Source organism: Mycolicibacterium sp. lyk4-40-TYG-92, from assembly GCF_030209435.1.
Classification (GTDB): Bacteria; Actinomycetota; Actinomycetes; order Mycobacteriales; family Mycobacteriaceae; genus Mycobacterium.
This window is the reverse complement of the sequence record NZ_JARVRX010000005.1, coordinates 83,950-108,206: the sequence shown is the minus strand read 5'-3', so window position 1 is coordinate 108,206 and position 24,257 is coordinate 83,950. Positions and strand designations below refer to the sequence as shown.

General features: G+C 67.7%; 22 protein-coding genes. 15 read left to right on the top strand and 7 right to left on the bottom strand.

Annotation, left to right across the window (positions count from 1 at the left end; all coding sequences use genetic code 11):
* The first annotated feature begins 27 nt into the window (after positions 1–27).
* From QRN63_RS11275 to QRN63_RS11230, 10 genes are all read left to right on the top strand, one after another.
* Positions 28–1,533: an anthranilate synthase component I gene (locus QRN63_RS11275; protein ID WP_285030820.1), complete on the top strand. Its 1,506-nt coding sequence runs from the start codon at positions 28–30 to the stop codon at positions 1,531–1,533.
* Positions 1,530–2,156 carry a TIGR02234 family membrane protein gene (locus QRN63_RS11270; RefSeq protein ID WP_267317877.1) on the top strand — a complete coding sequence of 209 codons (627 nt, stop codon included), beginning with the start codon at positions 1,530–1,532 and terminating at the stop codon, positions 2,154–2,156. The genes QRN63_RS11275 and QRN63_RS11270 overlap by 4 nt, the downstream gene beginning before the upstream one ends.
* 129 nt (positions 2,157–2,285) lie before the next feature.
* Positions 2,286–3,104, top strand: a complete 819-nt coding sequence (gene trpC / locus QRN63_RS11265) for an indole-3-glycerol phosphate synthase TrpC (protein WP_267317876.1) — start codon at positions 2,286–2,288, stop codon at positions 3,102–3,104.
* Positions 3,105–3,142: 38 nt separating this feature from the next.
* The gene (gene trpB, locus QRN63_RS11260; protein ID WP_285030819.1) at positions 3,143–4,414 is read left to right on the top strand and encodes a tryptophan synthase subunit beta; all 1,272 of its coding nucleotides are present in this window, start codon (positions 3,143–3,145) and stop codon (positions 4,412–4,414) included.
* A complete protein-coding gene (gene trpA / locus QRN63_RS11255; RefSeq protein ID WP_285030818.1) occupies positions 4,411–5,202 on the top strand; it encodes a tryptophan synthase subunit alpha in 792 nt (263 codons plus the stop codon). The genes trpB and trpA overlap by 4 nt, the downstream gene beginning before the upstream one ends.
* Positions 5,199–7,046, top strand: a complete 1,848-nt coding sequence (lgt, locus tag QRN63_RS11250; RefSeq protein ID WP_285030817.1) for a prolipoprotein diacylglyceryl transferase — start codon at positions 5,199–5,201, stop codon at positions 7,044–7,046. The genes trpA and lgt overlap by 4 nt, the downstream gene beginning before the upstream one ends.
* A 278-nt stretch (positions 7,047–7,324) precedes the next feature.
* Positions 7,325–7,945, top strand: coding sequence for a TetR/AcrR family transcriptional regulator (locus QRN63_RS11245; RefSeq protein ID WP_267317872.1), 621 nt, complete (start codon positions 7,325–7,327; stop codon positions 7,943–7,945).
* Between the two features lie 189 nt (positions 7,946–8,134).
* Entirely contained in the window at positions 8,135–8,533 is a 399-nt protein-coding gene (locus QRN63_RS11240) for a DUF2752 domain-containing protein (protein WP_267317871.1), read from the top strand.
* Positions 8,534–8,645: 112 nt separating this feature from the next.
* A complete protein-coding gene (pyk, locus tag QRN63_RS11235; RefSeq protein ID WP_267317870.1) occupies positions 8,646–10,064 on the top strand; it encodes a pyruvate kinase in 1,419 nt (472 codons plus the stop codon).
* 14 nt (positions 10,065–10,078) lie between these two features.
* On the top strand, positions 10,079–10,939 hold the full coding sequence (locus QRN63_RS11230; RefSeq protein WP_285030815.1) for an acyl-CoA thioesterase II: 861 nt from the start codon (positions 10,079–10,081) through the stop codon (positions 10,937–10,939).
* Positions 10,940–10,954: 15 nt separating this feature from the next.
* On the opposite strand, the gene QRN63_RS11225 is transcribed toward QRN63_RS11230, so the two are convergent.
* The 6 genes from QRN63_RS11225 to QRN63_RS11200 form a co-directional block, all read right to left on the bottom strand.
* Entirely contained in the window at positions 10,955–11,407 is a 453-nt protein-coding gene (locus QRN63_RS11225; protein ID WP_267317868.1) for a DUF4190 domain-containing protein, read from the bottom strand.
* Positions 11,404–12,930 (bottom strand): ATP-binding cassette domain-containing protein, encoded by a 1,527-nt coding sequence (locus QRN63_RS11220; protein ID WP_285030814.1) that lies wholly within the window; start codon positions 12,928–12,930, stop codon positions 11,404–11,406. Before QRN63_RS11220 ends, QRN63_RS11225 begins: the two co-directional genes overlap by 4 nt.
* The gene (cydD, locus tag QRN63_RS11215; protein ID WP_285030813.1) at positions 12,917–14,536 is read right to left on the bottom strand and encodes a thiol reductant ABC exporter subunit CydD; all 1,620 of its coding nucleotides are present in this window, start codon (positions 14,534–14,536) and stop codon (positions 12,917–12,919) included. The genes QRN63_RS11220 and cydD overlap by 14 nt, the downstream gene beginning before the upstream one ends.
* Before the next feature lie 23 nt (positions 14,537–14,559).
* Positions 14,560–15,615, bottom strand: coding sequence for a cytochrome d ubiquinol oxidase subunit II (gene cydB, locus QRN63_RS11210; RefSeq protein ID WP_285030811.1), 1,056 nt, complete (start codon positions 15,613–15,615; stop codon positions 14,560–14,562).
* Between the two features lie 47 nt (positions 15,616–15,662).
* Complete coding sequence (locus QRN63_RS11205) at positions 15,663–17,111, bottom strand: cytochrome ubiquinol oxidase subunit I (RefSeq protein ID WP_267317864.1); 1,449 nt, start codon at positions 17,109–17,111, stop codon at positions 15,663–15,665.
* A gap of 143 nt (positions 17,112–17,254) precedes the next feature.
* The gene (locus tag QRN63_RS11200; protein WP_410506082.1) at positions 17,255–17,860 is read right to left on the bottom strand and encodes an HdeD family acid-resistance protein; all 606 of its coding nucleotides are present in this window, start codon (positions 17,858–17,860) and stop codon (positions 17,255–17,257) included.
* A 194-nt stretch (positions 17,861–18,054) separates the two neighbouring features.
* Here QRN63_RS11200 and QRN63_RS11195 point away from each other — a divergent pair, with 194 nt between their 5' ends.
* From QRN63_RS11195 to QRN63_RS11175, 5 genes are read left to right on the top strand one after another with little or no spacing between them, the layout of a single operon-like run.
* Positions 18,055–18,975, top strand: coding sequence for an ABC transporter substrate-binding protein (locus QRN63_RS11195; RefSeq protein ID WP_502888114.1), 921 nt, complete (start codon positions 18,055–18,057; stop codon positions 18,973–18,975).
* 1 nt (position 18,976) lies between these two features.
* Positions 18,977–19,912 carry an amino acid ABC transporter permease gene (locus QRN63_RS11190; RefSeq protein ID WP_267317861.1) on the top strand — a complete coding sequence of 312 codons (936 nt, stop codon included), beginning with the start codon at positions 18,977–18,979 and terminating at the stop codon, positions 19,910–19,912.
* A gap of 5 nt (positions 19,913–19,917) precedes the next feature.
* Positions 19,918–20,670: an amino acid ABC transporter ATP-binding protein gene (locus QRN63_RS11185; protein WP_267318049.1), complete on the top strand. Its 753-nt coding sequence runs from the start codon at positions 19,918–19,920 to the stop codon at positions 20,668–20,670.
* On the top strand, positions 20,670–21,830 hold the full coding sequence (gene macS, locus QRN63_RS11180; protein ID WP_285030807.1) for a MacS family sensor histidine kinase: 1,161 nt from the start codon (positions 20,670–20,672) through the stop codon (positions 21,828–21,830). The genes QRN63_RS11185 and macS overlap by 1 nt, the downstream gene beginning before the upstream one ends.
* Positions 21,823–22,476, top strand: coding sequence for a response regulator (locus tag QRN63_RS11175; RefSeq protein ID WP_285030806.1), 654 nt, complete (start codon positions 21,823–21,825; stop codon positions 22,474–22,476). The genes macS and QRN63_RS11175 overlap by 8 nt, the downstream gene beginning before the upstream one ends.
* Here the strand turns inward: QRN63_RS11175 and QRN63_RS11170 are convergent.
* Positions 22,449–23,807: an adenylate/guanylate cyclase domain-containing protein gene (locus QRN63_RS11170; RefSeq protein ID WP_285030805.1), complete on the bottom strand. Its 1,359-nt coding sequence runs from the start codon at positions 23,805–23,807 to the stop codon at positions 22,449–22,451. The genes QRN63_RS11175 and QRN63_RS11170 overlap by 28 nt on opposite strands.
* Positions 23,808–24,257: the final 450 nt, after the last annotated feature.

The window sequence follows — 24,257 nt, the reverse complement described above, 5'->3', positions numbered from 1 at the left end:
CCACGCTACTTCTGGGAGGATGACCGCGTGAAGACGACCTCACGTGAGGAATTCCAGGCGCTGGCCGCCGAGCACCGTGTCGTGCCGGTGACGCGCAAGGTGCTCGCCGACAGCGAGACGCCGTTGTCGGCCTACCGCAAGCTTGCCGCCAACCGTCCCGGCACGTTTCTGCTGGAATCGGCCGAGAACGGGCGGTCCTGGTCGCGATGGTCGTTCATCGGTGCGGGTGCCCCGTCGGCGCTGACTGTCCGGGATGGGGAAGCGGTCTGGCTCGGCAACACGCCGCAGGACGCACCCTGTGGCGGCGATCCGCTGCAGGCGGTGCGCGACACGCTGGCCCTGCTGCAGACCGCGCCGGTGCCGGGCCTGCCGCCGCTGTCGAGTGGGCTGGTCGGTTACTTCGCGTACGACATGGTGCGCCGGCTGGAGCGGCTGCCGGAGTTGGCGGTCGACGATCTCAAGCTGCCCGACATGGTGCTGCTGCTGGCTACCGACATGGCCGCCGTCGACCACCACGAGGGCACCATCACCCTCATCGCCAACGCGGTCAACTGGAACGGCACCGACGAGCGCGTCGACTGGGCCTATGACGATGCGGTGGCGCGTCTCGATGTCATGACCAAGGCGCTGGGGGAGCCGCTGCCGTCGAGCATCGCCACCTTCAGCCGTCCGCAGCCCCAGCCGCGCCAGCAGCGCACGGTCGAGGAGTACACGGCGATCGTCGAGAAGCTGGTCGGCGACATCGAGGCCGGCGAGGCCTTCCAGGTGGTGCCGTCGCAGCGCTTCGAGATGGACACCGACGCCGACCCCATCGACGTGTACCGGGTGCTGCGGGTGACCAACCCCAGTCCCTACATGTATCTGCTCAACGTGCCCAATGCCGAAGGCGGACTTGACTTCTCGGTCGTCGGCTCCAGCCCGGAGGCGCTCGTCACGGTGAAGGACGGGGTGGCGACGACGCACCCGATCGCCGGCACCCGGTGGCGCGGCGCCACCGAGGAGGACGACATCCTCCTCGAAAAGGAGCTGCTCGCCGACGACAAGGAGCGCTCCGAGCACCTGATGCTGGTCGATCTGGGCCGCAACGATCTGGGCCGCGTCTGCCGGCCGGGGACCGTGCGTGTCGAGGACTACAGCCACATCGAGCGCTACAGCCACGTCATGCACCTGGTCTCCACCGTCACCGGCCACCTCGCCGACGGCAAGACGGCGCTGGACGCCGTCACCGCCTGCTTCCCGGCCGGGACGCTGTCGGGGGCGCCCAAGGTACGGGCCATGGAGCTCATCGAAGAGGTCGAACTGACCCGCCGCGGCCTGTACGGCGGTGTGCTCGGGTACCTCGACTTCGCCGGCAACGCCGACTTCGCCATCGCGATCCGCACCGCGCTGATGCGTGGCGGCACCGCCTACGTGCAGGCCGGTGGCGGCGTCGTGGCGGACTCCAACGGGCCGTACGAGTACAACGAGTCGTCCAACAAGGCCAAGGCCGTGCTGGCGGCGATCGCGGCCGCCGAGACGCTGGGCGAGCCGTGAGGACCACCCGCACCGCGCAGGTGCTGCTGCTCGTCGCCGCACTGATGTTGTGGGGTGCCTCCCGGCTGCCGTGGGTCGACGTGTCGTCGTTCGACGGGCTCGGCAAGCCCAAGACGACGACGCTGTCCGGCGCGGCCTGGTCCACGGCCCTCATCCCGCTGGCGCTGCTGGCTGCTGCCGCCGCCGTGGCGGCGCTGGCGGTGCGGGGCTGGGCGCTGCGGCTGCTGGCGCTGCTCGTCGCCGCCGCGAGTGCGGGGATGGGATATCTGGCCATCAGTCTGTGGGTCGTCACCGACATTTCGGTGCGCGCCGCCGACATGGCACAGATCGCGGTGATGTTCCTGGTGGGCACGCAGCGGCACTACTGGGGTGCCGGGGTGACGCTGGCGGCCGCGGTGTTGACGCTGGTCGGAGCGGTTCTGCTGATGCGTTCGGCCGGTCAGGCCGCCGCCGCGCCGGCCACGTCGAAATATGCCGCGCCGGGTGCGCGCCGTGAGGCAGCGCAGGAAGAAGCCGCCGACGGCATGTCCGAACGGATGATCTGGGATGCCATCGACGAAGGTCGCGATCCGACGCAGGTCGAGGGTCGTGACCCCACCCAGAACGACGGCGGGATCAAATGAGCGTTAGCGAGGAGCCGAAGGCGGATCGCGCGTGAGTGTGGCCCGGTGGCAGTCTGCGCCGCCCTGGCGACTACCCTTCGACATGATCATCTGGCTTGCCGAACCGGCACGGAAGGACGACGACGCGCTATGACTTCGGGGACCGTGCTCGACTCCATCATCGAGGGAGTTCGCGCTGATGTTGCCGCCCGCGAAGCCGCGCTGAGTCTGACCGAGGTCAAGGAGCGGGCCAAGAAGGCGCCGTCGGCCAAGGACGCTCTTGCCGCGCTGCGCGAGCCCGGCATCGGCGTCATCGCCGAGGTGAAGCGGGCGAGCCCCAGCAAGGGGGCGTTGGCGCAGATCGACGATCCCGCCAAGCTGGCCAAGGCCTACGAGTCCGGCGGTGCCCGGGTGATCAGCGTGCTGACCGAGGAGCGTCGCTTCAACGGTTCGCTGGCAGACCTGGACGCCGTGCGTGCCGCGGTGTCGATCCCGGTGCTGCGCAAGGACTTCATCGTCACCCCGTACCAGATTCACGAGGCCCGGGCCCACGGCGCCGACATGCTGCTGCTGATCGTTGCCGCGCTCGAGCAGTCGGTACTGACCTCGATGATCGACCGGACCGAGTCGCTCGGGATGACCCCACTGGTCGAGGTGCACACCGAAGAAGAAGCGGACCGCGCCATCCAGGCCGGCGCCAAGGTCATCGGCGTCAACGCCCGTGACCTCAAGACCCTCGAGGTCGACCGCGACTGCTTCGGCCGCATCGCGCCCGGCCTGCCGAGCAACATCATCCGGATCGCCGAGTCGGGGGTGCGGGGCACCGCAGACCTGCTGGCCTACGCCGGTGCCGGCGCCGACGCCGTCCTGGTCGGTGAAGGCCTGGTGACCAGTGGTGATCCCCGCAGCGCCGTCGCCGACCTGGTGACCGCCGGCACGCACCCGTCCTGCCCGAAACCAGCCCGCTGAATTGCGGGCTCCTGCGCGAAGAAGCAGCCCGAGTTCTTATGTCTGATCGCACTGGTACCGAATTGCCGCGGATGAGCGCGGCGGTCGCCGAAGCCACAAGCCACGACCCCGACGCCAAGGGGCACTTCGGTGCGTACGGCGGGCGTCTGGTCCCCGAGGCGCTGATGGCGGTCATCGAGGAAGTCACCGCGGCCTACGACAAGGTCCGCACCGACCAGACCTTCCTCGACGAACTCGACCGGCTGCAGCAGCACTACACCGGCCGGCCGTCGCCGCTGTACGAAGCGACCCGGCTGTCCGAGCACGCCGGTGGCGCGCGGCTGTTCCTCAAACGAGAAGACCTGAACCACACCGGTTCTCACAAGATCAACAACGTGCTCGGGCAGGCGCTGCTGGCCAAGCGCATGGGCAAGACCCGCGTCATCGCCGAGACCGGCGCCGGCCAGCACGGCGTCGCCACCGCGACGGCCTGCGCGCTGCTCGGCCTCGAGTGCGTCGTCTACATGGGTGCGGTCGACACCGCCCGGCAGGCGCTGAACGTGGCGCGGATGCGGCTGCTCGGCGGCACCGTGGTGTCGGTCGAGGCCGGTTCGGCGACCCTCAAGGACGCCATCAACGAAGCCTTCCGCGACTGGGTCACCAACGCGGACGACACCTACTACTGCTTCGGCACCGCCGCGGGGCCGCATCCGTTCCCCGTCATGGTGCGCGACTTCCAGCGCGTCATCGGCTTGGAGGCGCGGGTCCAGGTCCAGCAGCAGGCCGGCCGGTTGCCGGACGCCGTGACGGCGTGCGTCGGCGGCGGATCGAACGCCATCGGCATCTTCCACGCCTTCATCGACGATCCGGGTGTGCGCCTGGTCGGATTCGAGGCGGCCGGCGACGGCGTCGAAACCGGAAGGCATGCAGCCACTTTCACCGGCGGGTCGCCGGGCGCTTTCCAGGGCTCGTTCTCGTACCTGCTGCAGGACGAGGACGGCCAGACCATCGAATCGCATTCCATCTCGGCCGGTTTGGACTACCCGGGTGTCGGTCCGGAGCATGCCTACCTCAAAGACATCGGCCGGGCCGAGTACCGGCCGGTCACCGACACCGAGGCCATGGAGGCATTCGGACTGCTGTGCCGCACCGAGGGCATCATTCCGGCGATCGAGTCGGCGCACGCGGTTGCAGGCGCTCTGAAACTTGGTAGCGAACTGGGCGCGGGTTCCGTCATCGTGGTGAACCTGTCCGGCCGCGGCGACAAGGACGTCGAGACCGCCGCGAAATGGTTCGGTCTACTGGACGGTGAGACTGGGGAAGCGTCATGAGCCGACTGGCTGGATTGTTCGAATCGTGCCGGGCCGAGGGGCGTTCGGCGCTGATCGGCTACCTGCCGACCGGCTACCCGGATGTGCAGACCTCGATCGACGCGATGGTCGCGATGGCCGAATCCGGTTGCGACATCATCGAAGTCGGCGTCGCCTACTCCGATCCGGGCATGGACGGACCGGTCATCGCCGCCGCCACCAACACCGCTCTACAGGGTGGGGTGCGGGTCCGCGACGCGCTGAAGGCCGTCGAGGCCATCAGCAACGCCGGCGGGCACGCCGTTGTCATGACCTACTGGAATCCGGTGTTGCGCTGGGGCGTCGACGCTTTCGCGCGGGACCTGGCGTCGGCGGGCGGGCTCGGGCTCATCACGCCCGACCTCATCCCCGACGAGGCCGACGAATGGTTCGCCGTCTCCGACGCCCACAACCTCGACCGCATCTTCCTGGTGGCGCCGTCGTCCACCCCGGAGCGACTGGCCGCCACGACGGCGGCCTCGCGCGGCTTCGTCTACGCCGCCTCGACCATGGGCGTCACCGGTGCGCGCGACGCGGTGTCGAACATGGCGCCGGAATTGGTGTCCCGGGTGCGCGCCGTGTCCGACATCCCCGTGGGGGTCGGCCTCGGTGTGCGGTCGCGGGAACAGGCGGCCGAGATCGCGGCCTACGCAGACGGCGTCATCGTCGGCTCGGCGCTCGTGTCGGCGCTGGGTGACGGCGGCATCCCCGCGGTACGAGCTTTGTCCGAAGAACTGGCCCACGGAGTACGACAGAAAGTTTCCGCGTGACCACATCGTTGCTGGCATACATCCCGAGTCCGGCCCAGGGCGTCTGGCACTTGGGGCCGGTACCGATCCGGGCCTACGCGCTCTGCATCATCACCGGCATCATCGCCGCGCTGATCATCGGCGATCGCCGCTGGGTCGCGCGCGGTGGTGAACCGGGCGTCATCTACGACATCGCGCTGTGGGCGGTGCCGTTCGGGCTCATCGGTGGTCGCCTGTACCACCTGATGACCGACTGGCGTACCTACTTCGCCGAGGGCGGCGCGGGCGTCGCCGGCGCGGTCCGGATCTGGGACGGCGGCCTGGGTATCTGGGGTGCGGTCGCGCTCGGCGCCGTCGGCGCCTGGATCGGCTGCCGCCGGCACGGAATTCCGCTGCCCGCGTTCGGTGACGCCGTGGCTCCCGGCATTGTGCTGGCGCAGGCCATCGGGCGCCTCGGTAACTATTTCAACCAGGAGCTCTACGGCCGTCCGACGGATCTGCCGTGGGGCCTGGAGATCTTCCAGCGCAGCGACGGTTCCGGTGTGGTGAACCCGCACCTGCTCAACGGCGTCTCGACCGGGCAGGTCTACGAGGTCGTGCACCCGACGTTCCTCTACGAACTGCTGTGGAACCTCCTGGTTTTCTTCGTCCTGCTGTGGGCCGACCGCCGCTTCAAACTGGGCCACGGCCGGCTGTTCGCGTTGTACGTCGCCGCCTACTGCGTCGGCCGCTTCGGCGTCGAGCTGATGCGCAGCGACACCGCCACGCTGATCGCCGGTATCCGCGTCAACTCGTTCACCTCGACGTTCGTGTTCATCGGTGCCGTGGTCTACATGATGGTGGCGCCGCGGGGCCGTGAGGACCCGGCGAGCCTCGGCGGCCGGCAGGCGGACGAAGTCGAAGCTGAGGCCGACGGTGACGCCGAGGGCGCGAAATTGGCCGTTCCGGCGGCTGTCGCGGCTGGTGCTGCTGCCGCTGCCGCTTCGGGCGGTGACGCCGACGTCGCTGACGAGGCCGACGCCGTCGAGACCCAACCCGATGAAACCGAGGCGCTCGCGGAGCAGGCCGTCGATGAGGACGCGACCGATGAGGACGCGATCGACGCGGAGGCGGCTGTCGAGGAGTCCGTCGACGAATCCGCCGACGAGCCAGTCGATTCCGACGAGGTCGAGGAAGAAGACGAGTCCGACGTCCAGGCCGAAGAGCTGGATGCCGATGAGTCCGAAGCCGTCGAGGTCGCCGAGGAGTCCGAGGGGACGACGGAAGCCGACGAAGCCGCTGACGAGGCCACCGCCGAGACGGACATTGCCGATGCCGACGACAGCGCTGATGCCGAGGACGCTGCGGAGGAAGAAGCCGTCGAGGAAGCCGCAGGCGACGAGGGCGCTGGCGCTGACGACGCCGTGGCGGCCGAAGCTGTCGAGATAGCCGAGGAATCCGAAGGCACACCGGAATCCGAGGACGCCGACGAAACTGATGCTGACGAAGCTGATGCTGAGGACGCTGATTCTGACGATGCCGTGGCGGCCGGAGCTGTCGAGGTGGCCGAGGAGTCCGAGGGCACAACGGAATCCGATGAGGCAGCCGACGAGGCCACGGCCGAGACGGAGGTCGCTGACGCCGACGACAGCGCAGATGTCGAGGATGCTGAAGAAGCCGACGCGGTCGAGGAGTCCGAGGAAGCACCGGAATCCGACAGTGCGGCGGAGGCTGAGACCGAAGACGCCGAAGAATCCGATGCCGACGCTGCACCGGTCGAACAACCCGAACCGAAGGCCGAAGCCACCGAAAAGGTTGAGCCCGTTGGGGTTCCCGTCTGGGAGCCGCCCGCCCCGCGTCGACGTTGGTGGCGCCGTCAGGGCTGAGCTCGGCCTTACGCACCGAGCGCACGCTCGGCGGCCCACGTCGTTGAGCCTGAATCGAGGGCACGAAAGTGCGAGTGACGTGTGCCGCGGTTGCGGGGTGAACCCGGTCGAGCGGGCTTTCGTCGTCGAGTCTGAACTGTGGGCGTAAAACCGCGATCGTAGGCGTAGTGTCACCCCGACCTCACGGTCACCCCGCGGCAAAAGTGCGCACAAGCTGCACTTTCATGCGAACGGTATGTTCCTCACTCGCCGGTCGTCATCGGTTGTGCGGTGGTTGGATGTCTCCTGTGGATGACATAGCCGACGGAGTGCAGCTGCAGCAGTCTCGGCAGGACCGCATCCTCAATGCGGCGCTGAAGGTGTTTGCGCAGCGGGGCACGTCCGATGCGACGTTGCAGATGGTGGCCGATACCGCGGGTGTTTCCGTGGGGTTGGTGCAGCACCATTTCGGCACCAAGGACGGTTTGATCAAGGCCGTCGACGATGTGGCGATGAAGCTCATCAGCTCGACGATGTTCGCTGCGCTGGAAAGCCCCGGGCCTGATTCGGTTGCCGCGATCGGCAGGGCGGTGCACGGACTGCTCACCGACCACCTGGTGGTCATGGACTATCTGGGCCGAGCGGTGGCTTCTGAAACACCAAGCGGCATCGCGATATTCGATGCGATGGCGCGGATCGGCATTGACCGGTGGCAGCGCATGATCGACACCGGGGATGCGGCCGAGGGGCTCGACGTGGTCTGGGCCGGGCTGAATCCCTTGGTGCTGACGCTGGGCTCGATCATCTTGCGCCGGCATCTCGACCGGCACCTGCCCGCGTCGTTCACGTCTGACCCCGAGCTGGCCAGGTGGGAAGAGTCCGTCAACGAGCTCATTCGGCACGGTCAGTTGCGCCAATAACGCCCGCTGGGTTTGCCCGAACCGTTACAATACGGCAATATTGTCGCTGAATCGCGGCGAACGTCGGTGTCGAGGGGTCACCGACGTTCGCATTTGCACGTCGCACCTGCGAATTCCCTGACGAGTCTCCCGGTCGATACCGGCGGCCTCCGCTGCCTGTGTTGAGACCTCGCCGGGCATCATGGAGTCATGACGTCAGCCGGCAGGGTCGCGCGTGTGGCGGGAGTGGCCGGCACCGGGGCCGTGACGGTCGCCGCCCTGACGTACATCGGCGTTGCCGATCCGCATCGCCCCGGATTCGGGTTTCCGCCGTGTCCGTTCAAGGCCCTCACCGGGTGGAACTGTCCGCTGTGCGGCGGGTTGCGCATGACCCACGACGTTTTGCACGGTGATTTTTCGGCCGCCGTGGTCGACAACGTGTTCGCGCTCGTGGGATTGCCATTGCTGGCCGTCTGGCTCGTGGTGTGCTGGCGGCGCCGGATGTCGGTGGCACCACCGCTGGTGACCGCACTGGTGGCGATGGTGGTGTGGATGGTGGTCCGCAATCTGCCGGGCTTCCCGCTGGTGCCGACGTTCACCTCGCCATAGCGAGCGCTGAGCGGCGGACACCGCGCAGCAACGCCCTGTTCGGCTGATGTTGGCGTGCGGACAGCGCTCCCGGCGGGCCGTTATCTGAATCGATCCACTATGCTCATGCACTGTGAATAGACGCGGAAAAATCGTCTGTACGCTGGGACCGGCTACGTCTACCGACGCAACCGTGCTGGCGCTGGTGGAAGCTGGAATGGATGTGGCGCGGCTGAACTTCAGCCATGGCGCACACGCCGATCATGAGACGGCGTACAAGCGCGTGCGAGCGGCATCCGACGCCGCCGGCCGCGCGGTCGGCATTCTCGCCGACCTGCAGGGCCCCAAGATCCGGCTCGGGCGCTTCGCCGACGGCCCGACCGAGTGGCAAACCGGCGAGACCGTGCGGATCACCGTCGACGACTGCGAAGGCACCCACGACCGCGTGTCGACCACCTACAAGCAGCTGGCCGAGGACGCGCGTGCCGGTGACCGACTGCTCGTCGACGACGGCAAGGTCGGCCTGGTGGTCGACATGATCGACGGCAACGACGTCGTCTGCACCGTCACCGAGGGCGGCCCGGTCAGCAACAACAAGGGCCTGTCCCTGCCCGGGATGAACGTCTCGGTTCCGGCGCTGTCCGAAAAGGACATCGACGACCTGAAGTTCGCCTTGATGCTCGGCGTCGACCTGATCGCGCTGTCGTTCGTCCGGTCGCCGGCCGACATCGAACTCGTGCACGAGGTGATGGATTCGGTGGGGCGCCGGGTGCCGGTGATCGCCAAGCTGGAGAAGCCCGAAGCCGTCGACAACCTCGAGGCCATCGTGCTGGCCTTCGACGCGATCATGGTCGCCCGTGGTGACCTGGGCGTCGAGCTGCCGCTCGAAGAAGTGCCGCTGGTGCAGAAGCGCGCCATCCAGATGGCCAGGGAGAACGCCAAACCCGTCATCGTGGCGACCCAGATGCTCGAGTCGATGATCGAGAACTCCCGGCCCACCCGGGCCGAGGCCTCGGACGTCGCCAACGCGATTCTCGACGGCGCCGACGCCGTGATGCTCTCCGGCGAGACCTCCGTCGGCAAGCACGCACTGGAGGCTGTGCGCACCATGGCGCGCATCGTCCGCGCGGTCGAGGCGAATTCCACCGACGCACCGCCGTTGACGCACGTGCCCCGCACCAAGCGCGGCGTCATCTCCTACGCGGCCCGTGACATCGGCGAGCGGCTGGACGCCAAGGCGCTGGTGGCCTTCACACAGTCGGGCGACACCGTGCGCCGGCTGTCCCGCCTGCACACCCCGCTGCCGCTGCTGGCCTTCACCGACCTGCCCGAGGTACGCAGCCAGCTGGCGCTGACCTGGGGGACCGAGACGTTCATCGTCCCGAAGATGGACAGCACCGACGGCATGATCCAGGAGGTCGACAAGGCCCTGCTGGAGCTGGACCGCTACAAACGCGGCGACCTGGTGGTCATCGTCGCGGGCGCGCCGCCGGGCACAGTAGGCTCGACCAACCTGATCCATGTGCACCGCATCGGGGAGGAAGACCACTAGCCGGGAGTGTCAAAGTGACGACTGCTGATTTCGAGGAACTGCTCAAGATTCTCGACGTCACCCAGGTCGATGACGACACCTTCACCGGTGGTCATCCGAGCCGGAACCCGGTCCGGACCTTCGGCGGCCAGATGATGGCGCAGGCCTTCGTCGCCGCGAGTCGCACCGTGCCGCCGAAGGTGCCGCCGACGACGTTGTCGACGCACTTCATCGCCGGTGGCGATCCGGAGCGCGATCTGGAGTTCAAGGTGGTCCGGCTGCGCGACGAACGTCGCTTCGCCAACCGCCGCGTCGACGTCATGCAGGGCGACACCCTGTTGGCGACGGCGCTGGTGTCACACCTGGCCGGCGGCAAGAGCCTGGAGCATTCGGTCAAGGCGCCGGTGGTCCCGGATCCGATGTCGCTGCCCACGATCGACGACCTGCTCAAGGGCTACGAGGAGACCGTTCCGCTGTTCGTCGAGGCGCTCAAGCCCATCGAATGGCGCTATACGAATGACCCGGCATGGGTGATGCGGGACAAGGGCGGCAAGCTCGACCACAACCGCGTGTGGCTCAAGACCATGGGCGCCATGCCCGACGATCCGGTGCTGCACGCCGCGGCACTGGTCTATTCGTCGGACACGACGCTGCTGGACTCGATCATCACCACCCACGGCCTGTCCTGGGGTCACGACCGGATTTTCGCGGTCACCATGAACCACACCGTCTGGTTCCACCGGCCCATCAAGTTCGACGAGTGGGTGCTGTATTCGACGACGTCACCGGTGGCCGCCGATTCCCGGGGCCTGGCATCCGGCCACTTCTTCGACCGTGCCGGCCAGGTGCTGGCGACGGTGACTCAGGAAGGCATCGTCAAACACTTTCCGGGCTAACGGGTTTGGGGCGGCTCAGTCGACCTTGACGCCGAACTCCTTCTCGATGCGGCCGCGGAATTCCTGGACGCAGCTGTTCTGTGCGTTCTGGTCCTGCCCGGCGCGCGTCATGCAGTCGGTGTAGTCACCGAACCCGACCTGGCGGTAGAAGCCGATCACGACGAACACGAACACCACCGCCAGCACGGTCGCCAGCGCACCGAGCGCGATGCCCGCGCCGGCCACCACGGCGTTGTCGGCCAGTCCCTGCTTGACCCGGCCGCGGCCGACGATGCCGCAGGCGACGGCACCCAGCCCGAACAGCAGCCCACCGACCACCGACCACGAGGTCAGCAGTCCCACGATGCCCAGAACCAGGGCGGCGGTCCCCATGCCGTTGCGCGGAGCCGACGTGTACGGCCCGTATCCCTGATTGGCGTAGGGCGGCGGTGGTGGCGGGGGATACCCGCCACCGGGATACATGCTCATGACTGCGCAGGGTACCCGTCGTTGCTGGAATCGAGGTTCAGCACCGTGCAGCGCAGGTCCGGCGGGAGGTGGTGCGTGGCCACCACCACCGCCCGGTCGGGGCCGAACAACGTGCCCGGAGTGAGGAGTTCGGCGAGCAAGCGATGACCGTCCGCTGCGTCGAGGTGCTCGGTGGGTTCGTCGAGGAGGACGACGGGGAAGTCGGTCAGGAGGGCTCGGGCGAGCAGCAGCCGGCGCCGCTGGCCGGCGGAGACGGCGGCAGCCCCGCCGGAGAGCAGGGTGGACAACCCGCCCGGCAGTGTCGCCAGCCACGGGCCGAGGCCGACCTGCGCCAGGGCGGCGGTGAGTTCGCTGTCGGTGGCATCGCCCCGGGCCACCAGGAGGTTGTCTCGCAGCGTGGTGTCGAACAGGTGCGCGTCCTCGGCGAAAAACCCTGCCGGTGAATCGGTTTCGCGGTAGTGGTCGGCGGTGGACAGCAGTAGGGTCGTCTTGCCGCGACCACTGGCGCCCAGCACGGCGACCCGGTCGCCGGGTGCGACCTGCAGCGGCGGGACGGCCATGAGGGCGCGGTCGTCGGGGTGTTCGGCCAGCATTCCGGTGAGCCGCGCGATCGCGATGCGGGCCCGCGTCAACTGCACCGCCGCGGCCGGCAGGGCGCCGGTTGCCTCGAATGCCGACAGCGGCAGCAGCATGAGGATCGCCAGTGTCGTGGGAGCGACGGCCGACGTGAGCGAGATGGCGGCGACGATCGCGGCGATGGCGCTGGCACCGGTGGCCAGGATCGGGATCGCACTGGCCAGGGCGGCGGGCCGGGCAGCGCGGTCGGCGGCGTCGCCCCAGTGGCGGTGCTCGTCGGTTGCCGCGGCGATGACGCCACCGAGGCGGCCGGCGACGGCCAGTTCGGCGGCATGGTCGAGCGCCAGCATGACTGCGGCGTCGCGGTCCGAACGATGTGTCGCGGCAAGGCGCTCGGTGGCTTCCGCGGCGCGGGCCGCCTGCCACGGTGCCCAGACTCCGGCGACCACCAGCCCGGCGGCAAGGGTGAGCGCCGCGGCCGGCGAGATGACGGCGACGACGATCACCGTGGCCGTCGACAGCACCGTTGCCACGGCGACGGGCAGCACGGACCGCACCAGGGTGTCGGCCAGATCGTCAACGGAAGCGCCTGCGCGCGAAACCAATTCGCCGCTGCTGAGCCGCAGCACAGTCGTCGGTGGCGCAGCGGACAGCCGCCGGTACAGCTCGGTGCGGGCCGAGCCGGCAGCGCGCAGCGCCACGTCGTGTGATGCCAGGCGTTCGCAATAGCCCAGCACGCCACGGGAAATGCCGAACAGCCGGACCGCCACCACCGCGACCGTCAACTCGAGAATCGGCGGTTGCTGCCAGGCCCGGGTGATCAACCACGCCGACACCCCGGCCAGAGCGAGGGCGCTGCCCAGCGCCGCGGAACCGAGGAGGACGGCCAGCGCCAGGCGGGGGAGCCGGGGCCGGAGCAGGTCGATCGCGAATCTAACCGTGGACACGGGAAGCACCTCCCACCCGGACGATCTCGTCACCGATGGCCAGCACGGCGTCACGGTGTCCGACGACGATGACGGTCGCGCCGGCCGCGGCGCGGGCCCGGATCGCGCGGAGGACCTGGATTTCCAGCTCGGCGTTCAGATGTGAGGTCGGTTCGTCGAGCAGCAGCACCGGGCTGGGCCGGCCGAGTACCCGCGCCAGCGCCAGGCGTTGCCGCTGACCCAGCGACAGCCCGGAGCCGCCGCGGCCCAGCACAGTGTCCAGTCCGGCGGGCAGGGTGGCCAGCACCTCGTCGAATCCCGCTGCGCGGCAGGCACCGTCGAGATCCGGCAAGGCGCCGAGCAGTTCCAGGTTCTCCCGCACGGTGCCCGGGACGAGGACGGGCCGTTGCGGTAGCCAGCCGATCTGTTGCCACCAGTGCTGCCGGTCCAGCGCAGCGACGTCGAAGCGCTGTTCGCCATCGCCGATGAGCACCCGGCCGGTGTCGGGCGTCGTCAGCCCCAGAATCGCCTGCAGCGCTGTGCTTTTCCCGCTGCCGTTGGGTCCGGTCAGGACGGTCACCGCACCGGGCGCGGCCCGCAGCGTCAGGTTGTTCGGGGCCGCCCCGTCCCGACCCTCGATGCAGACGTGCTCCAGCTCGATGGTCGGTCGCGCCCCGACCCGTGCGGTGCCGGGTTCCGGTTGCCCGGCATCCGCCAGCAGGCGGTAGGCCTGCCCGAAGGCGACCTTGCCGTCCTGTGCCGCATGGAATTCGACGCCGACGCGGCGCAGCGGCCAGAACACCTCGGGTGCCAGGAGCAGTACCGTCAGCGCGACCGGCAGGCTGACCCCGCCACTGACCAGTCGCAGACCCACGCCGACGGCGACCAGCGCGACCCCGAGCGTCGCCAGCAGTTCGAGGACGAGCGCCGACAGGAATGCGATGCGCAGCGTGGCCAGGGCCGAATGCCGGTGTGCGTCAGACAGTTCGGTGATGCGCGGCGCGGCACCTTCGGCGCGGTTCAGGGCCCGCAGGGTCGGAATGCCCGCGATCAGGTCGAGTAGCCGCGACTGCAGGGTGGCCATGGCGGCCAGCGCCGCCGCCGACCGCTCGGTCGTCATGACGCCGATCAGCACCATGAACAGCGGGATGAGCGGCAGCGCGATCAACACGACCAGCGCGGATTTCACGTCGTACCAGGCGATCACGATCACGGCGGCGGGGGTCAGCAGCACGGACATCACGACCGCCGGCAGGTAGCGGGTGAAGTACGGCCGCAGCCCGTCCAATCCGCGGGTCAGCAGGATTGCGGCCTCGTCGTGCACCGCCCGTCGACGCTGCGGCGGCAGCGCGGTGACGGCGGTGAGCACCTGGGCGTCGAGGTCGGCGATCATCGCCGTGGCGCCGTGCTGGCTCAGTCTGGCCTGCCACCACTGGGCGCCGGCGCGCAGCGACCAGAGTGCGGCGAGCGCCAGCAGCCGAGGCGCCCAGTGCGACAACGGCGCGCCGGTGGTGATGACCCCCGCCACCACCTGCGCGGTGAGTACCGCCGCGGCGAGCGCCGCGCCGGTGATGACGACACCACTGCCGACCGTGGCCGCCAGATGCCGCCGCAGACCGGCGGTCATGCGGGGATTGGTCGACGATCGGGTCAGTGCGACCCGCCGTTTCGGGACAACCCGATGGAAACCGGGATGTGTGCGGCCGAAATCCGTTGCCGGAACACCCAGTAGGCCCAACCCTGGTAGCCGATCACCAGCGGGGCAAACAGCAGCGCGGCCCAGGTCATCACCTTGAGCGTGTACGGCGTCGACGACGCGTTGTGGATGGTCAGGCTCCACGCCGGATTGAGGGTCGAGGGAATGAGATTCGGATACAGGCAACTGAACAGCAGCACGACCACCGCGGCGACGACGACGGCCGTCGCCGCGAAGGCCCACCCGTCGGCGCGGCGTGTCCATACCAGCCGGACGGCCGAAAGCTGGGCCACCACGGCGACTCCGAGCGCTATCCAGGTGACGTCGTTGCCGTACGCGACCTGGGTCCAGATGCCGAACGCGGCGACGATCACCGTCACCGGAACCGTCAGGCGGGTGGCGAAGCGGCGGGCCGTATCATGCACGGCCCCTTCGGTTTTGAGCGTTACGAACACCGCGCCGTGGAACGCGAACAGGCTGGCCGTGGCGATTCCGCCGAGCAGCGAGTACGGGTTCAGCACATCGCCCGCCGACAGCTGAATCTGATGGCGGGCGTCGACGGGGAGACCGCGCAGGATGGAGGCGAATGCCACGCCCCACAGCACGGCCGGCAGCCAGGACCCCATGGCGATGCCGATGTCGGCCCACCGGCGCCACGTCGGGTCGTCGATCTTGCCGCGCCATTCGATGGCGCACACGCGCGCGATCATGCCGACCAGGATCGCCAGCAATGGCAGGTAGAGGCCCGAGAACAGCGTGGCGTACATACCGGGGAACGCCGCGAACATCGCGGCGCCCGCGGTGATGATCCAGACCTCGTTGCCGTCCCACACCGGTCCGATGGTGTTGAGCGCGGCGCGGCGGTACTGCTCCGCGTCTCCCTCGTCGCCGTCGGCGGCGCGGCCGAAGAACTCCATGAGCATGCCGACGCCGAAGTCGAACCCCTCCAGGACGAAGAAGGCCAGGAACAGCGCGGCCAGGATGATGAACCAGAGGTGCTGCAATGTCATGCGCGATCCGCCTTCGGCTGCTCGCTGGTGGTCATGGCTGCCCCTTCCTAGTACGCGAACGACAGTGGGGCGACGTCGTCGCTGCCGGGTGGGGTGGGCGGCGCCGGCTCGGCGTCGTGTTCCAGCGGCCCTTCGAGCGTGTAGCGGCGGATCAGCCAGAACCAGACGACGGCGAGCAGTGCATAGAGCGCGGTGAAGGTGAGCAGCGAGATCCAGACCGTGCCCGCACTGTGTGCCGACACGCCCTGCCGGATGGTCAGGTGCAGGTTGGGGTCGCCGGTCGGGTTGGTGGCGACCACCCAGGGTTGCCGGCCCATCTCGGTGAAGACCCAGCCGGCGCTGTTGGCCAGAAACGGCATGGGCAGTGTCACGAGCGCGAAGATGCTCAACCAACGTTGCGTGGGAATGCGGCCCTTGCGCGTCAGCCACAACGTGGTGAGCGCGAAAAGCCCTGGGAACGCGAGCAACCCGATCATCATGCGGAACGACCAGTAGGTCACGAACAGGTTGGGCCGGTAGTCACCCGGACCGTACTTGGCCTCGTAGGCCTTCTGGAGGTCCTGCACACCTTCGAGCCGGACGCCCTCGAACTTGCTCTCGGCGAGGAACGGCAGCACGTACGGCACCTCGATGACGTGTATGACGCTGTCGCAGTTGTTGTGGGTGCCGATGGTCAGCACCGAGAAATCCGGGTCGGTTTCGGTGTGGCACAACGATTCTGCCGACGCCATCTTCATGGGCTGCTGGACGAACATCAGCTTGCCCTGGGCATCCCCGGTGAGTGCGAGCGAGGCGGCCGCGACCAACGCGACGCAACAGCCCAGCATGGCGGCGGGCCGGAACATGGTGCGGGATTCTTCGGTGTTGCCACTGCGCACCATCCACCAGGCGCTGATGGCCGCGACGAAGGTGGCGGCCGTCAGGATGGCGCCGCCGACGGTGTGCGTGAACGCCGCGATGCCGGTGTTGTTGGTCAGCAGCTCCCAGATGCTGGTCAGCTCCGCGCGGCCGGTCTCCGGGTTGTAGTGCGCGCCAACGGGATGCTGCATGAACGAGTTGGCCGAGATGATGAAGAACGCCGACGCGTTCACCCCGAATGCGACGATCCAGATACATGCCAGGTGCACCAGTCGGGGCAGCTTGGTCCAGCCGAAGATCCACAGGCCGATGAAAGTGGATTCGAAGAAGAATGCGGCCAGGCCCTCCAGGGCCAACGGCGCGCCGAACACGTCGCCGACGAAACGCGAGTACTCACTCCAGTTCATCCCGAACTGGAATTCCTGCACGATTCCCGTGGCCACACCCAGCGCGAAGTTGATCAGGAACAGCTTGCCGAAGAACTTGGTCAGCCGGTACCAGGCCGGATTGCCCGTCACCACCCAGATGGTCTGCATGACGGCCAGCAGCGGCGCGAGACCGATGGTCAGCGGGACCAGGATGAAGTGGTAGACGGTGGTGATCCCGAACTGCCACCTCGATACATCCAGTGCGTCCATTGAGCCTTCCCCGAGCCGGAGGGACCGGTCTACGACTTACTGTAGTAGTTCATCCGCCCGGTGGTCCAGACCTGCCGTACAGGCAATTGTGTGGCCGCGCGCACACGTGCGCCCGGCCACACAATTGCCGACGGTCTGCGGACTCAGGCGTGGGGCGCCACCTCGTTGATGGCTTTGTCAACGGCCTTGGCACCCTTGCGGATTCCGAATGCGGTGATCACTTCGGCGACGCCGGTGACCACCAGCCAGATGCCGGTCACCAGCGCCAGCGTGCCGATCGACTCGATCGGCGAACCGAGCACCACGAAGCCGGCGATCAGGCTGATGACACCGAGGAAGATGTTCCAGCCACGTCCGGGCAGTGCCGGGTCGCTGATGGCTGCCACCGTGGTGGCAACCCCACGGAAGATGAAGCCGATGCCGATCCAGATCGCCAGCAGCAGTACGGCGTCGCCGAGGTGGCGGAACGCCAGCACGGCCAGCACCAGCGACGCGGCGCCGCTGATGAACGCCAGCACGCGTGCGCCGGCTGTGACGTGCAGGGCGAAGGCGAACACGATCTGGCCGATGCCGGTGACGAGCAGGTAGGCGCCGAAGAAGATGGCCGCCACCGCGACCGAGATGCCGGGCTGAGCCAACACGGCGGCGCCCAGAACCACGGCGATCAGGCCCGCGATGAGCTCGGTTTTCCACAGGTGCTGCAACAGACTTGGCGGATTTTGCGTGGTCATTGACGCAGTCTCACATATTTGACGCCATGGGGGCCGAGTTCGGACATCGTTGTTTTTCGCTGGTTCTAGATGTGGACAACTGGCGTTTGGGCTGCTTGGTGACCACCGTGCCGATAAGGTGCTCTCCAACGCAGCGCGCTGACCGATGCGCGCTGGCGGTGTGGCATGGCAGTTGTGGTCGGAGCAGAGTTGAGCACGAAGGAAGAGGCAACGTGTCAGGTGTGAGTCAGACCCGTCGGGGCACGGCGTGGCGCATTGCGGTGGTGGTGGCGGCCAGTGGCGCGTTGGCGCTGTCCGGATGCACCAAGAACACCGAATCCAGCTCGCCCGCATCGAGTTCGTCTGCGGCTCCGGCCGCCAAGGTCGAGTCCATCGCCAACACGGTGCCGGAGGCCATCAAGTCCAGCGGCAAGCTGATCGTCGGCGTGAACATCCCGTACGCGCCCAACGAATACAAGGATCCCAGCGGCAAGGTCGTCGGATTCGACGTCGACCTGATGAACGCCATCGCGCAGACGCTCGGCCTGACGGTCGACTACCGCGAAGAGTCGGACTTCTCCAAGATCATCCCGGCGATCCAGGCCGGCACCTACAACGTCGGCATGTCGTCGTTCACCGACAGCAAGCAGCGCGAGCAGCAGGTCGATTTCGTCACCTACTTCTCGGCGGGCAGCCTGTGGGCGCAGCGCGCGGGTGACCATGTCGACCCCGGCAACGCCTGCGGCAAGAAGATCGCCGTCGAGTCCACCACGGTCCAGGACACCGAGGAACTGCCCGCGAAGACCAAGGCGTGCACCGATTCCGGTAAACCGCCCATCGACGTGGTGAAGTTCGACAACCAGGACCAGGCCGCCAACGCCGTCGTCGTGGGCCAGGCCGACGCCATGTCGGCGGACTCGCCGGTGACGCTGTGGGCGATCAAGCAGGCGGGCGGCAAGCTGGTACAAGCCGGGGAGGTGTTCGATTCGGCGCCCTACGGTTGGCCCGTGAAGAAGGGCTCGCCGTTGGCGCAGTCGCTGTTGCAGGCGCTGCAGCACCTGATCGACAACGGCACGTACAAGCAGATCGCCACCAACTGGGGCGTGCAGGCCGGAATGATCGACAAGCCGGTCATCAACGGGGCCACCAGCTGACGTGACGAAAGCTGAGTCGGCGGCTGACCCGCACGGTCCAGCTGCCATCCACGCGGTACCGCTGCGGCATCCCTGGCGGTGGGTCGGGGCCGTCGCGATCATCATCGTTGCCGGACTGTTCCTCTACGGCGCCGCGACCAACCCGGCCTACGGCTGGGACACCTACCTCAAGTATCTGCTCGACGAGCGGGTGGCCGAGGCAGCGTGGAACACCGTGCAGCTCACCGTCTATGCGATGACGATCGGCTTGGTGCTCGGCGTCGTCCTGGCCGTGATGCGGCTGTCACCGAACCCGGTGTTCCGCGCGGTCGCATGGGGCTATCTGTGGATTTTCCGCGGTACTCCGGTGTACGTGCAGCTGGTGTTCTGGGGCCTGTTCCCGTCGATCTACCAGAACATCCAGATCGGGGTGCCGTTCGGTCCTTCGCTGTTCCACATCCAGCTGCAGGGTCTGTCGCTGGCGTTCGAGATGGCCTTCGTCGGCCTGGGCCTCAACGAAGCCGCCTACATGGCCGAGATCATCCGTGCCGGAATCATTTCCGTCCCGGAGGGGCAGACCGAGGCGTCGGTCGCCCTCGGCATGTCGTGGTGGATGACCATGCGGCGCACCGTTCTGCCGCAGGCGATGCGAGTCATCGTGCCGCCCACCGGCAACGAGCTGATCAGCATGCTGAAAACCACCTCGCTGGTCACGGCCGTGCCGTACACGCTCGAGCTGTACACCCGCACCCGCGACATCTCCGCGGTGATCTTCCAGCCCATCCCGCTGCTGCTGGTCGCCGCCACCTGGTACCTGGTCATCACCAGCGTGCTGATGGTCGGCCAGTTCTACCTGGAGCGGTACTTCTCCCGGGGCGCGTCGCGCAAACTGACGACCAAGCAACTCGAGGCCCTTGCCCTGGCACAGATGGGCGACCATGGGGGTGTGCCCGCATGACCCCCATGGTGCGCGCCGAGCAGGTGTGCAAGAGCTTCGGAGCCCTCGACGTCCTCAAGGGCGTCTCGCTGGAAGTCGATCGCGGACAGGTCCTCGTGCTGGTCGGGCCCTCCGGATCCGGCAAGTCGACGTTCCTGCGGTGTATCAATCACCTGGAGCAGGTCAGCGCCGGGCGGTTGTATGTCGATGAGGAGCTGGTCGGGTACCGCGAACGCGGGAGCAAGCTGCACGAACTCCCGCCCAAAGAGGCCGCTCGCCAGCGCCGCGATGTCGGCATGGTCTTCCAGCATTTCAATCTGTTCCCGCACCGGACCGCGCTGGAGAACATCATCGAGGCGCCGGTGCACGTCAAAGGCGTCAAGCGTGATGCGGCGGTGGGCCGTGCGCGGGATCTGCTCGAGCAGGTAGGGCTGTCCAGCAAGGCGGATGCGTATCCGGCACAGTTGTCCGGCGGCCAGCAGCAGCGCGTCGCAATCGCCCGTGCGTTGGCGATGGAACCCAAGCTGATGCTGTTCGACGAACCGACCTCGGCCCTGGACCCGGAACTGGTCGGAGACGTCCTCGCGGTCATGAAGAAGCTTGCCCAACAGGGCATGACGATGATCGTGGTCACGCACGAGATGGGCTTCGCGCGCGAGGTGGCCGACCAGTTGGTGTTCATGGACGGCGGCGTGGTGGTGGAGCGCGGCGCCCCGCGCGAGGTGATGGCCAACCCGAAACATGAACGCACGAAGGCTTTCCTGTCCAAAGTGATGTAGTGGCTGTTCACCCCGCCTCGAAACCGGGCCCGGAACCGGACCCGGCCGCCCCGCTGTGGCGGGCGGCGCAGGGTTTCCGGCTGCTCAGCTGCCTGTACGCCTTGGGATTTCAGCTCGCGGTCAATGACGATCTGCAGCACCCGGCCGTCACGTGGGTGTTGTTCGGGGCCCTCATCGCCTGGAGCGTGGCGTGTGCGGTGGCCTATCTGTCGGGCTTCGGCCGGCGGACGGCGTGGGTGCTGGCCGAAGTGCTGGTCGTCGTCGTGCTGGTGTTGTCGACCGATCTGGTGGCATCCCCGGCGTGGATCGCCGGCAACCAGTCGTGGCCGACGACGTTGTGGGCCACCAACGCGACGTTGTCGGCCGCAATCCAGCTGGGGCCGCTGGCCGGAATGGGCGTCGGGCTACTGGTGACGGCGGCCGGCGCGGTGCTGAAGGGCTACTTCGACCCCAATCTCGGCCGGCAGGCGACACTCGTCATCGAGCTGGCGGCGGGGCTCGCCGTCGGGATGGCCGCGCAGACCGCCCGCCGGGCCCACGCGGAGTTGCAGCGTGCCATCCGAATTGCGGCGGCGACCGCGGAGCGCGAACGGCTGTCCCGCCAGGTACACGACGGCGCCATCCAGGTGCTGGCACTGGTGGCGCGCAAGGGGCGGGAAATCGGCGGTGAGACAACGGAACTCGCGCAGCTGGCCGGCGAGCAGGAACGGGCGCTGCGCCGGCTGGTCAGTTCCGGCCTGGACGAGGCGCCGGGAGGTCTGGTCGACGTCGGGGAAATGCTCCGCACCCGCGCGGGTGATCGCGTCGCGGTGAGCGTGCCGCCGGACCCGGTGCTGCTCGACGCCGCCGTGGCGGGCGAACTCGATGCCGCGGTGGCCAACGTGCTCGGCAACACGGCCGTGCACGCGGGGCCAGAGGCCCGGGCCTTCGTCCTCGTCGAGGACCTGGGCGAGCAAGTCGTGGTGAGCGTCCGCGACGATGGGGTGGGAATTGCCGACGGACGGTTGGCACAGGCGGCTGCGGAGGGGCATATGGGCGTGACGAAATCCATTGTGGGACGGCTGGAATCACTCGGCGGCACGGCGGAGCTGACGACGTCGCCGGGAGCGGGCACCGAGTGGGAGCTGACCGTGCCCAGAACGGACGGCTCCGATGCCTGAGCCTGCGCCGCAGCTGACCGTCATGGTGGTCGACGACCACCCGATCTGGCGGGATGCCGTTGCCCGTGATCTCGAGGACTCCGGGTTCGCTGTGGTGGCCACCGCCGACGGTGTTGCGGCGGCAGGACGCCGGGCCGCGGTGGTCAAGCCTGCGGTGGTGGTGATGGACATGCGACTGTCCGACGGTAGTGGTGTCGAGGCGACCACCCAGGTGCTGGCGGTCTCACCGGCGAGCCGGGTGCTGGTGTTGTCGGCCTCTGATGAGCGCGACGACGTGCTGGAGGCCGTGAAGGCCGGTGCCACCGGATATCTGGTGAAGAGCGCCTCCAAGGCTGAGTTGGCCGACGCGGTACGCGCGACGGGTGAGGGGCGTGCGGTGTTCACCCCGGGCCTGGCCGGCCTGGTACTGGGGGAGCACCGGCGCATGGCCAAGACACCTGGTGCGGATCCGGCCGCGGGTCTGACAGAACGGGAGACCGAGATCCTCCGTTACGTGGCAAAAGGCTTGACCGCCAAGCAGATCGCCGAACGTCTGACCCTGAGCCACCGAACCGTGGAGAACCACGTGCAGGCAACGTTCCGCAAACTGCAGGTGGCCAATCGGGTGGAAGCGGCGCGCTACGCGATCGAGCACGGCCTGGACTGAGCGCCGTCGGCGCGCGACGAGCCGGCTTGGGAGGTTCGACCGACCAGGTACCAGGTGCGCATCAAGCCCTTGCCCTTGACGTCGATCTCGCCGCGCTCCTCGAAGTCGTAGGCGTGCTGGAGACGTTCATAGACGTTGTGCGGCACCTGGATTCGGCCGGCGACGTCGGTGCTCTCCATCCGGGACGCGACGTTCACCGCGTCGCCCCAGACGTCGTAGAAGAACTTGCGCGAACCCACGACGCCGGCCACCACAGGGCCGGCGGCGATGCCGATGCGCACCGGGACCGGGCGCCCCTTGGGGTCGGTCAGTTCGCGGACCTCATCGGCGAAGTCCAGGGCCAGGCACGCCAGCGCCTCGAGGTGGTCGGCCCGGCCGTGAGGTATGCCGCTGACGACCATGTAGGAGTCACCGCTCGTCTTGACCTTTTCCAGGCCGTGCCGGTCGACGAGTGCGTCCAGGCCCGTGTACAGCGTGTCCAGGAACTGGACCAGGTCGGCGGGGGTGGTGTCGCTGGCTCGTTGGGTGTATCCGGCGATATCGGCGAAAAGGACTGAGGCATCGTCGAATTTGTCGGCGATCACGGTGTGCGCCGGATCCTTGAGGCGCTGTGCGATGGACTCCGGGAGGATGTTGGCCAGCAGCGTCTCGGACCGGAGGTACTCCGCCTGGATCGCGCGCTGGGCGATGGCGTTCTCGCGCAGCACGGACCAGACGGTCGCCATCACGATCAGACAGCCGGACACCGCCGTGATGACGAACGACACCCGGCTTTCCAGCTCGGTTTGTGCGCCGGTGTGCGCCGGGATCGCGAATTCCAGGACGGTCGCGGTGATGATGCCGACTGCGGCGACGACGGCCGCGAACGCGAGGTGTTCCAGTCCCACGATCAGCAGCGTGATTGCACCTGCCACAGCGAAATACAGCAGGACGCCGGAGCCGGTGCCGATGTCGATGGTCACCACGGTGACCGAGGTGTAGGCGATGAGGACGAAGGCCGCCGGTGCGATCAGTTCGCCGAACCGGTAGAGGTTCGGGACGAGCAGGAACAACGCTGCACTGGCGAGGTTGACCCCGGCGATCCACATTTCATGTGGCCCCGTGGTCAACGCCTCGAAGGCGAAGAAGACACTGAGGATGGCGCCGAGCCGGCTGGTGCGGGTGAGGATGCGCCGGCTGCGGGCGACTGTCGGGCTCAGGGTGTCGGCGTCGGGGCGAAGGCACTCGCGGACGGTCGCGGTCGGTACGCACACCGAACGGCGCACGGCGGCGACCAACTCGGCGCTGGCCGGGGCGCCACCGGCGAGGCGAGCGTCGTCCATGATCGCCATGGATTCAAGGGTAGACGCGCGGGGCCCCATTTGGGTGCTCGGCCGCGGATCCTCCGCTGACGGCGAAACGGCGGGCCGTCACGGTGCCGCCGGTGGGGCTGTTTCAGGTGGTTGCGGGACCCATAATGGCCAGTCGCTGTGGCCATTTAGAAAGGCTCGCGGTGTGAGATATTCGTGGATACTCGGTGTCCCTTCGCCATAGCTGAAAAGCACGTAGGGCAGCGATCAATATCAAAATTGCCAAATATTCTGCAGTTGCGTCGAATGGCTTTGCTCCGTGCGCAAAATAACCGTTGAACTGCATCAATAGTAGAGAAACTGTTGCTCATGGCGATTATGCAAACCGATATTGATTAGCTGAATGCACACATACCAGAGGTATTTAGGACATCTCTACATTTGCCTTAACTGCGCGATCGGTTTATTTCGATCAGATTTCGGATTTGCGCC

Bases quoted from the DNA above. Each gene is read 5' to 3' on its own strand.
- trpC (WP_267317876.1), top strand. From the start codon at position 2,286: ATGACTTCGGGGACCGTGCTCGACTCCATCATCGAGGGAGTTCGCGCT.
- trpB (WP_285030819.1), top strand. From the start codon at position 3,143: ATGTCTGATCGCACTGGTACCGAATTGCCGCGGATGAGCGCGGCGGTC.
- trpA (WP_285030818.1), top strand. From the start codon at position 4,411: ATGAGCCGACTGGCTGGATTGTTCGAATCGTGCCGGGCCGAGGGGCGT.
- QRN63_RS11245 (WP_267317872.1), top strand. From the start codon at position 7,325: ATGTCTCCTGTGGATGACATAGCCGACGGAGTGCAGCTGCAGCAGTCT.
- QRN63_RS11240 (WP_267317871.1), top strand. From the start codon at position 8,135: ATGACGTCAGCCGGCAGGGTCGCGCGTGTGGCGGGAGTGGCCGGCACC.
- QRN63_RS11225 (WP_267317868.1), bottom strand. From the start codon at position 11,407: ATGAGCATGTATCCCGGTGGCGGGTATCCCCCGCCACCACCGCCGCCC.
- cydD (WP_285030813.1), bottom strand. From the start codon at position 14,536: ATGACCGCCGGTCTGCGGCGGCATCTGGCGGCCACGGTCGGCAGTGGT.
- cydB (WP_285030811.1), bottom strand. From the start codon at position 15,615: ATGACATTGCAGCACCTCTGGTTCATCATCCTGGCCGCGCTGTTCCTG.
- QRN63_RS11205 (WP_267317864.1), bottom strand. From the start codon at position 17,111: ATGGACGCACTGGATGTATCGAGGTGGCAGTTCGGGATCACCACCGTC.
- QRN63_RS11185 (WP_267318049.1), top strand. From the start codon at position 19,918: ATGGTGCGCGCCGAGCAGGTGTGCAAGAGCTTCGGAGCCCTCGACGTC.
- QRN63_RS11175 (WP_285030806.1), top strand. From the start codon at position 21,823: ATGCCTGAGCCTGCGCCGCAGCTGACCGTCATGGTGGTCGACGACCAC.
- QRN63_RS11170 (WP_285030805.1), bottom strand. From the start codon at position 23,807: ATGGCGATCATGGACGACGCTCGCCTCGCCGGTGGCGCCCCGGCCAGC.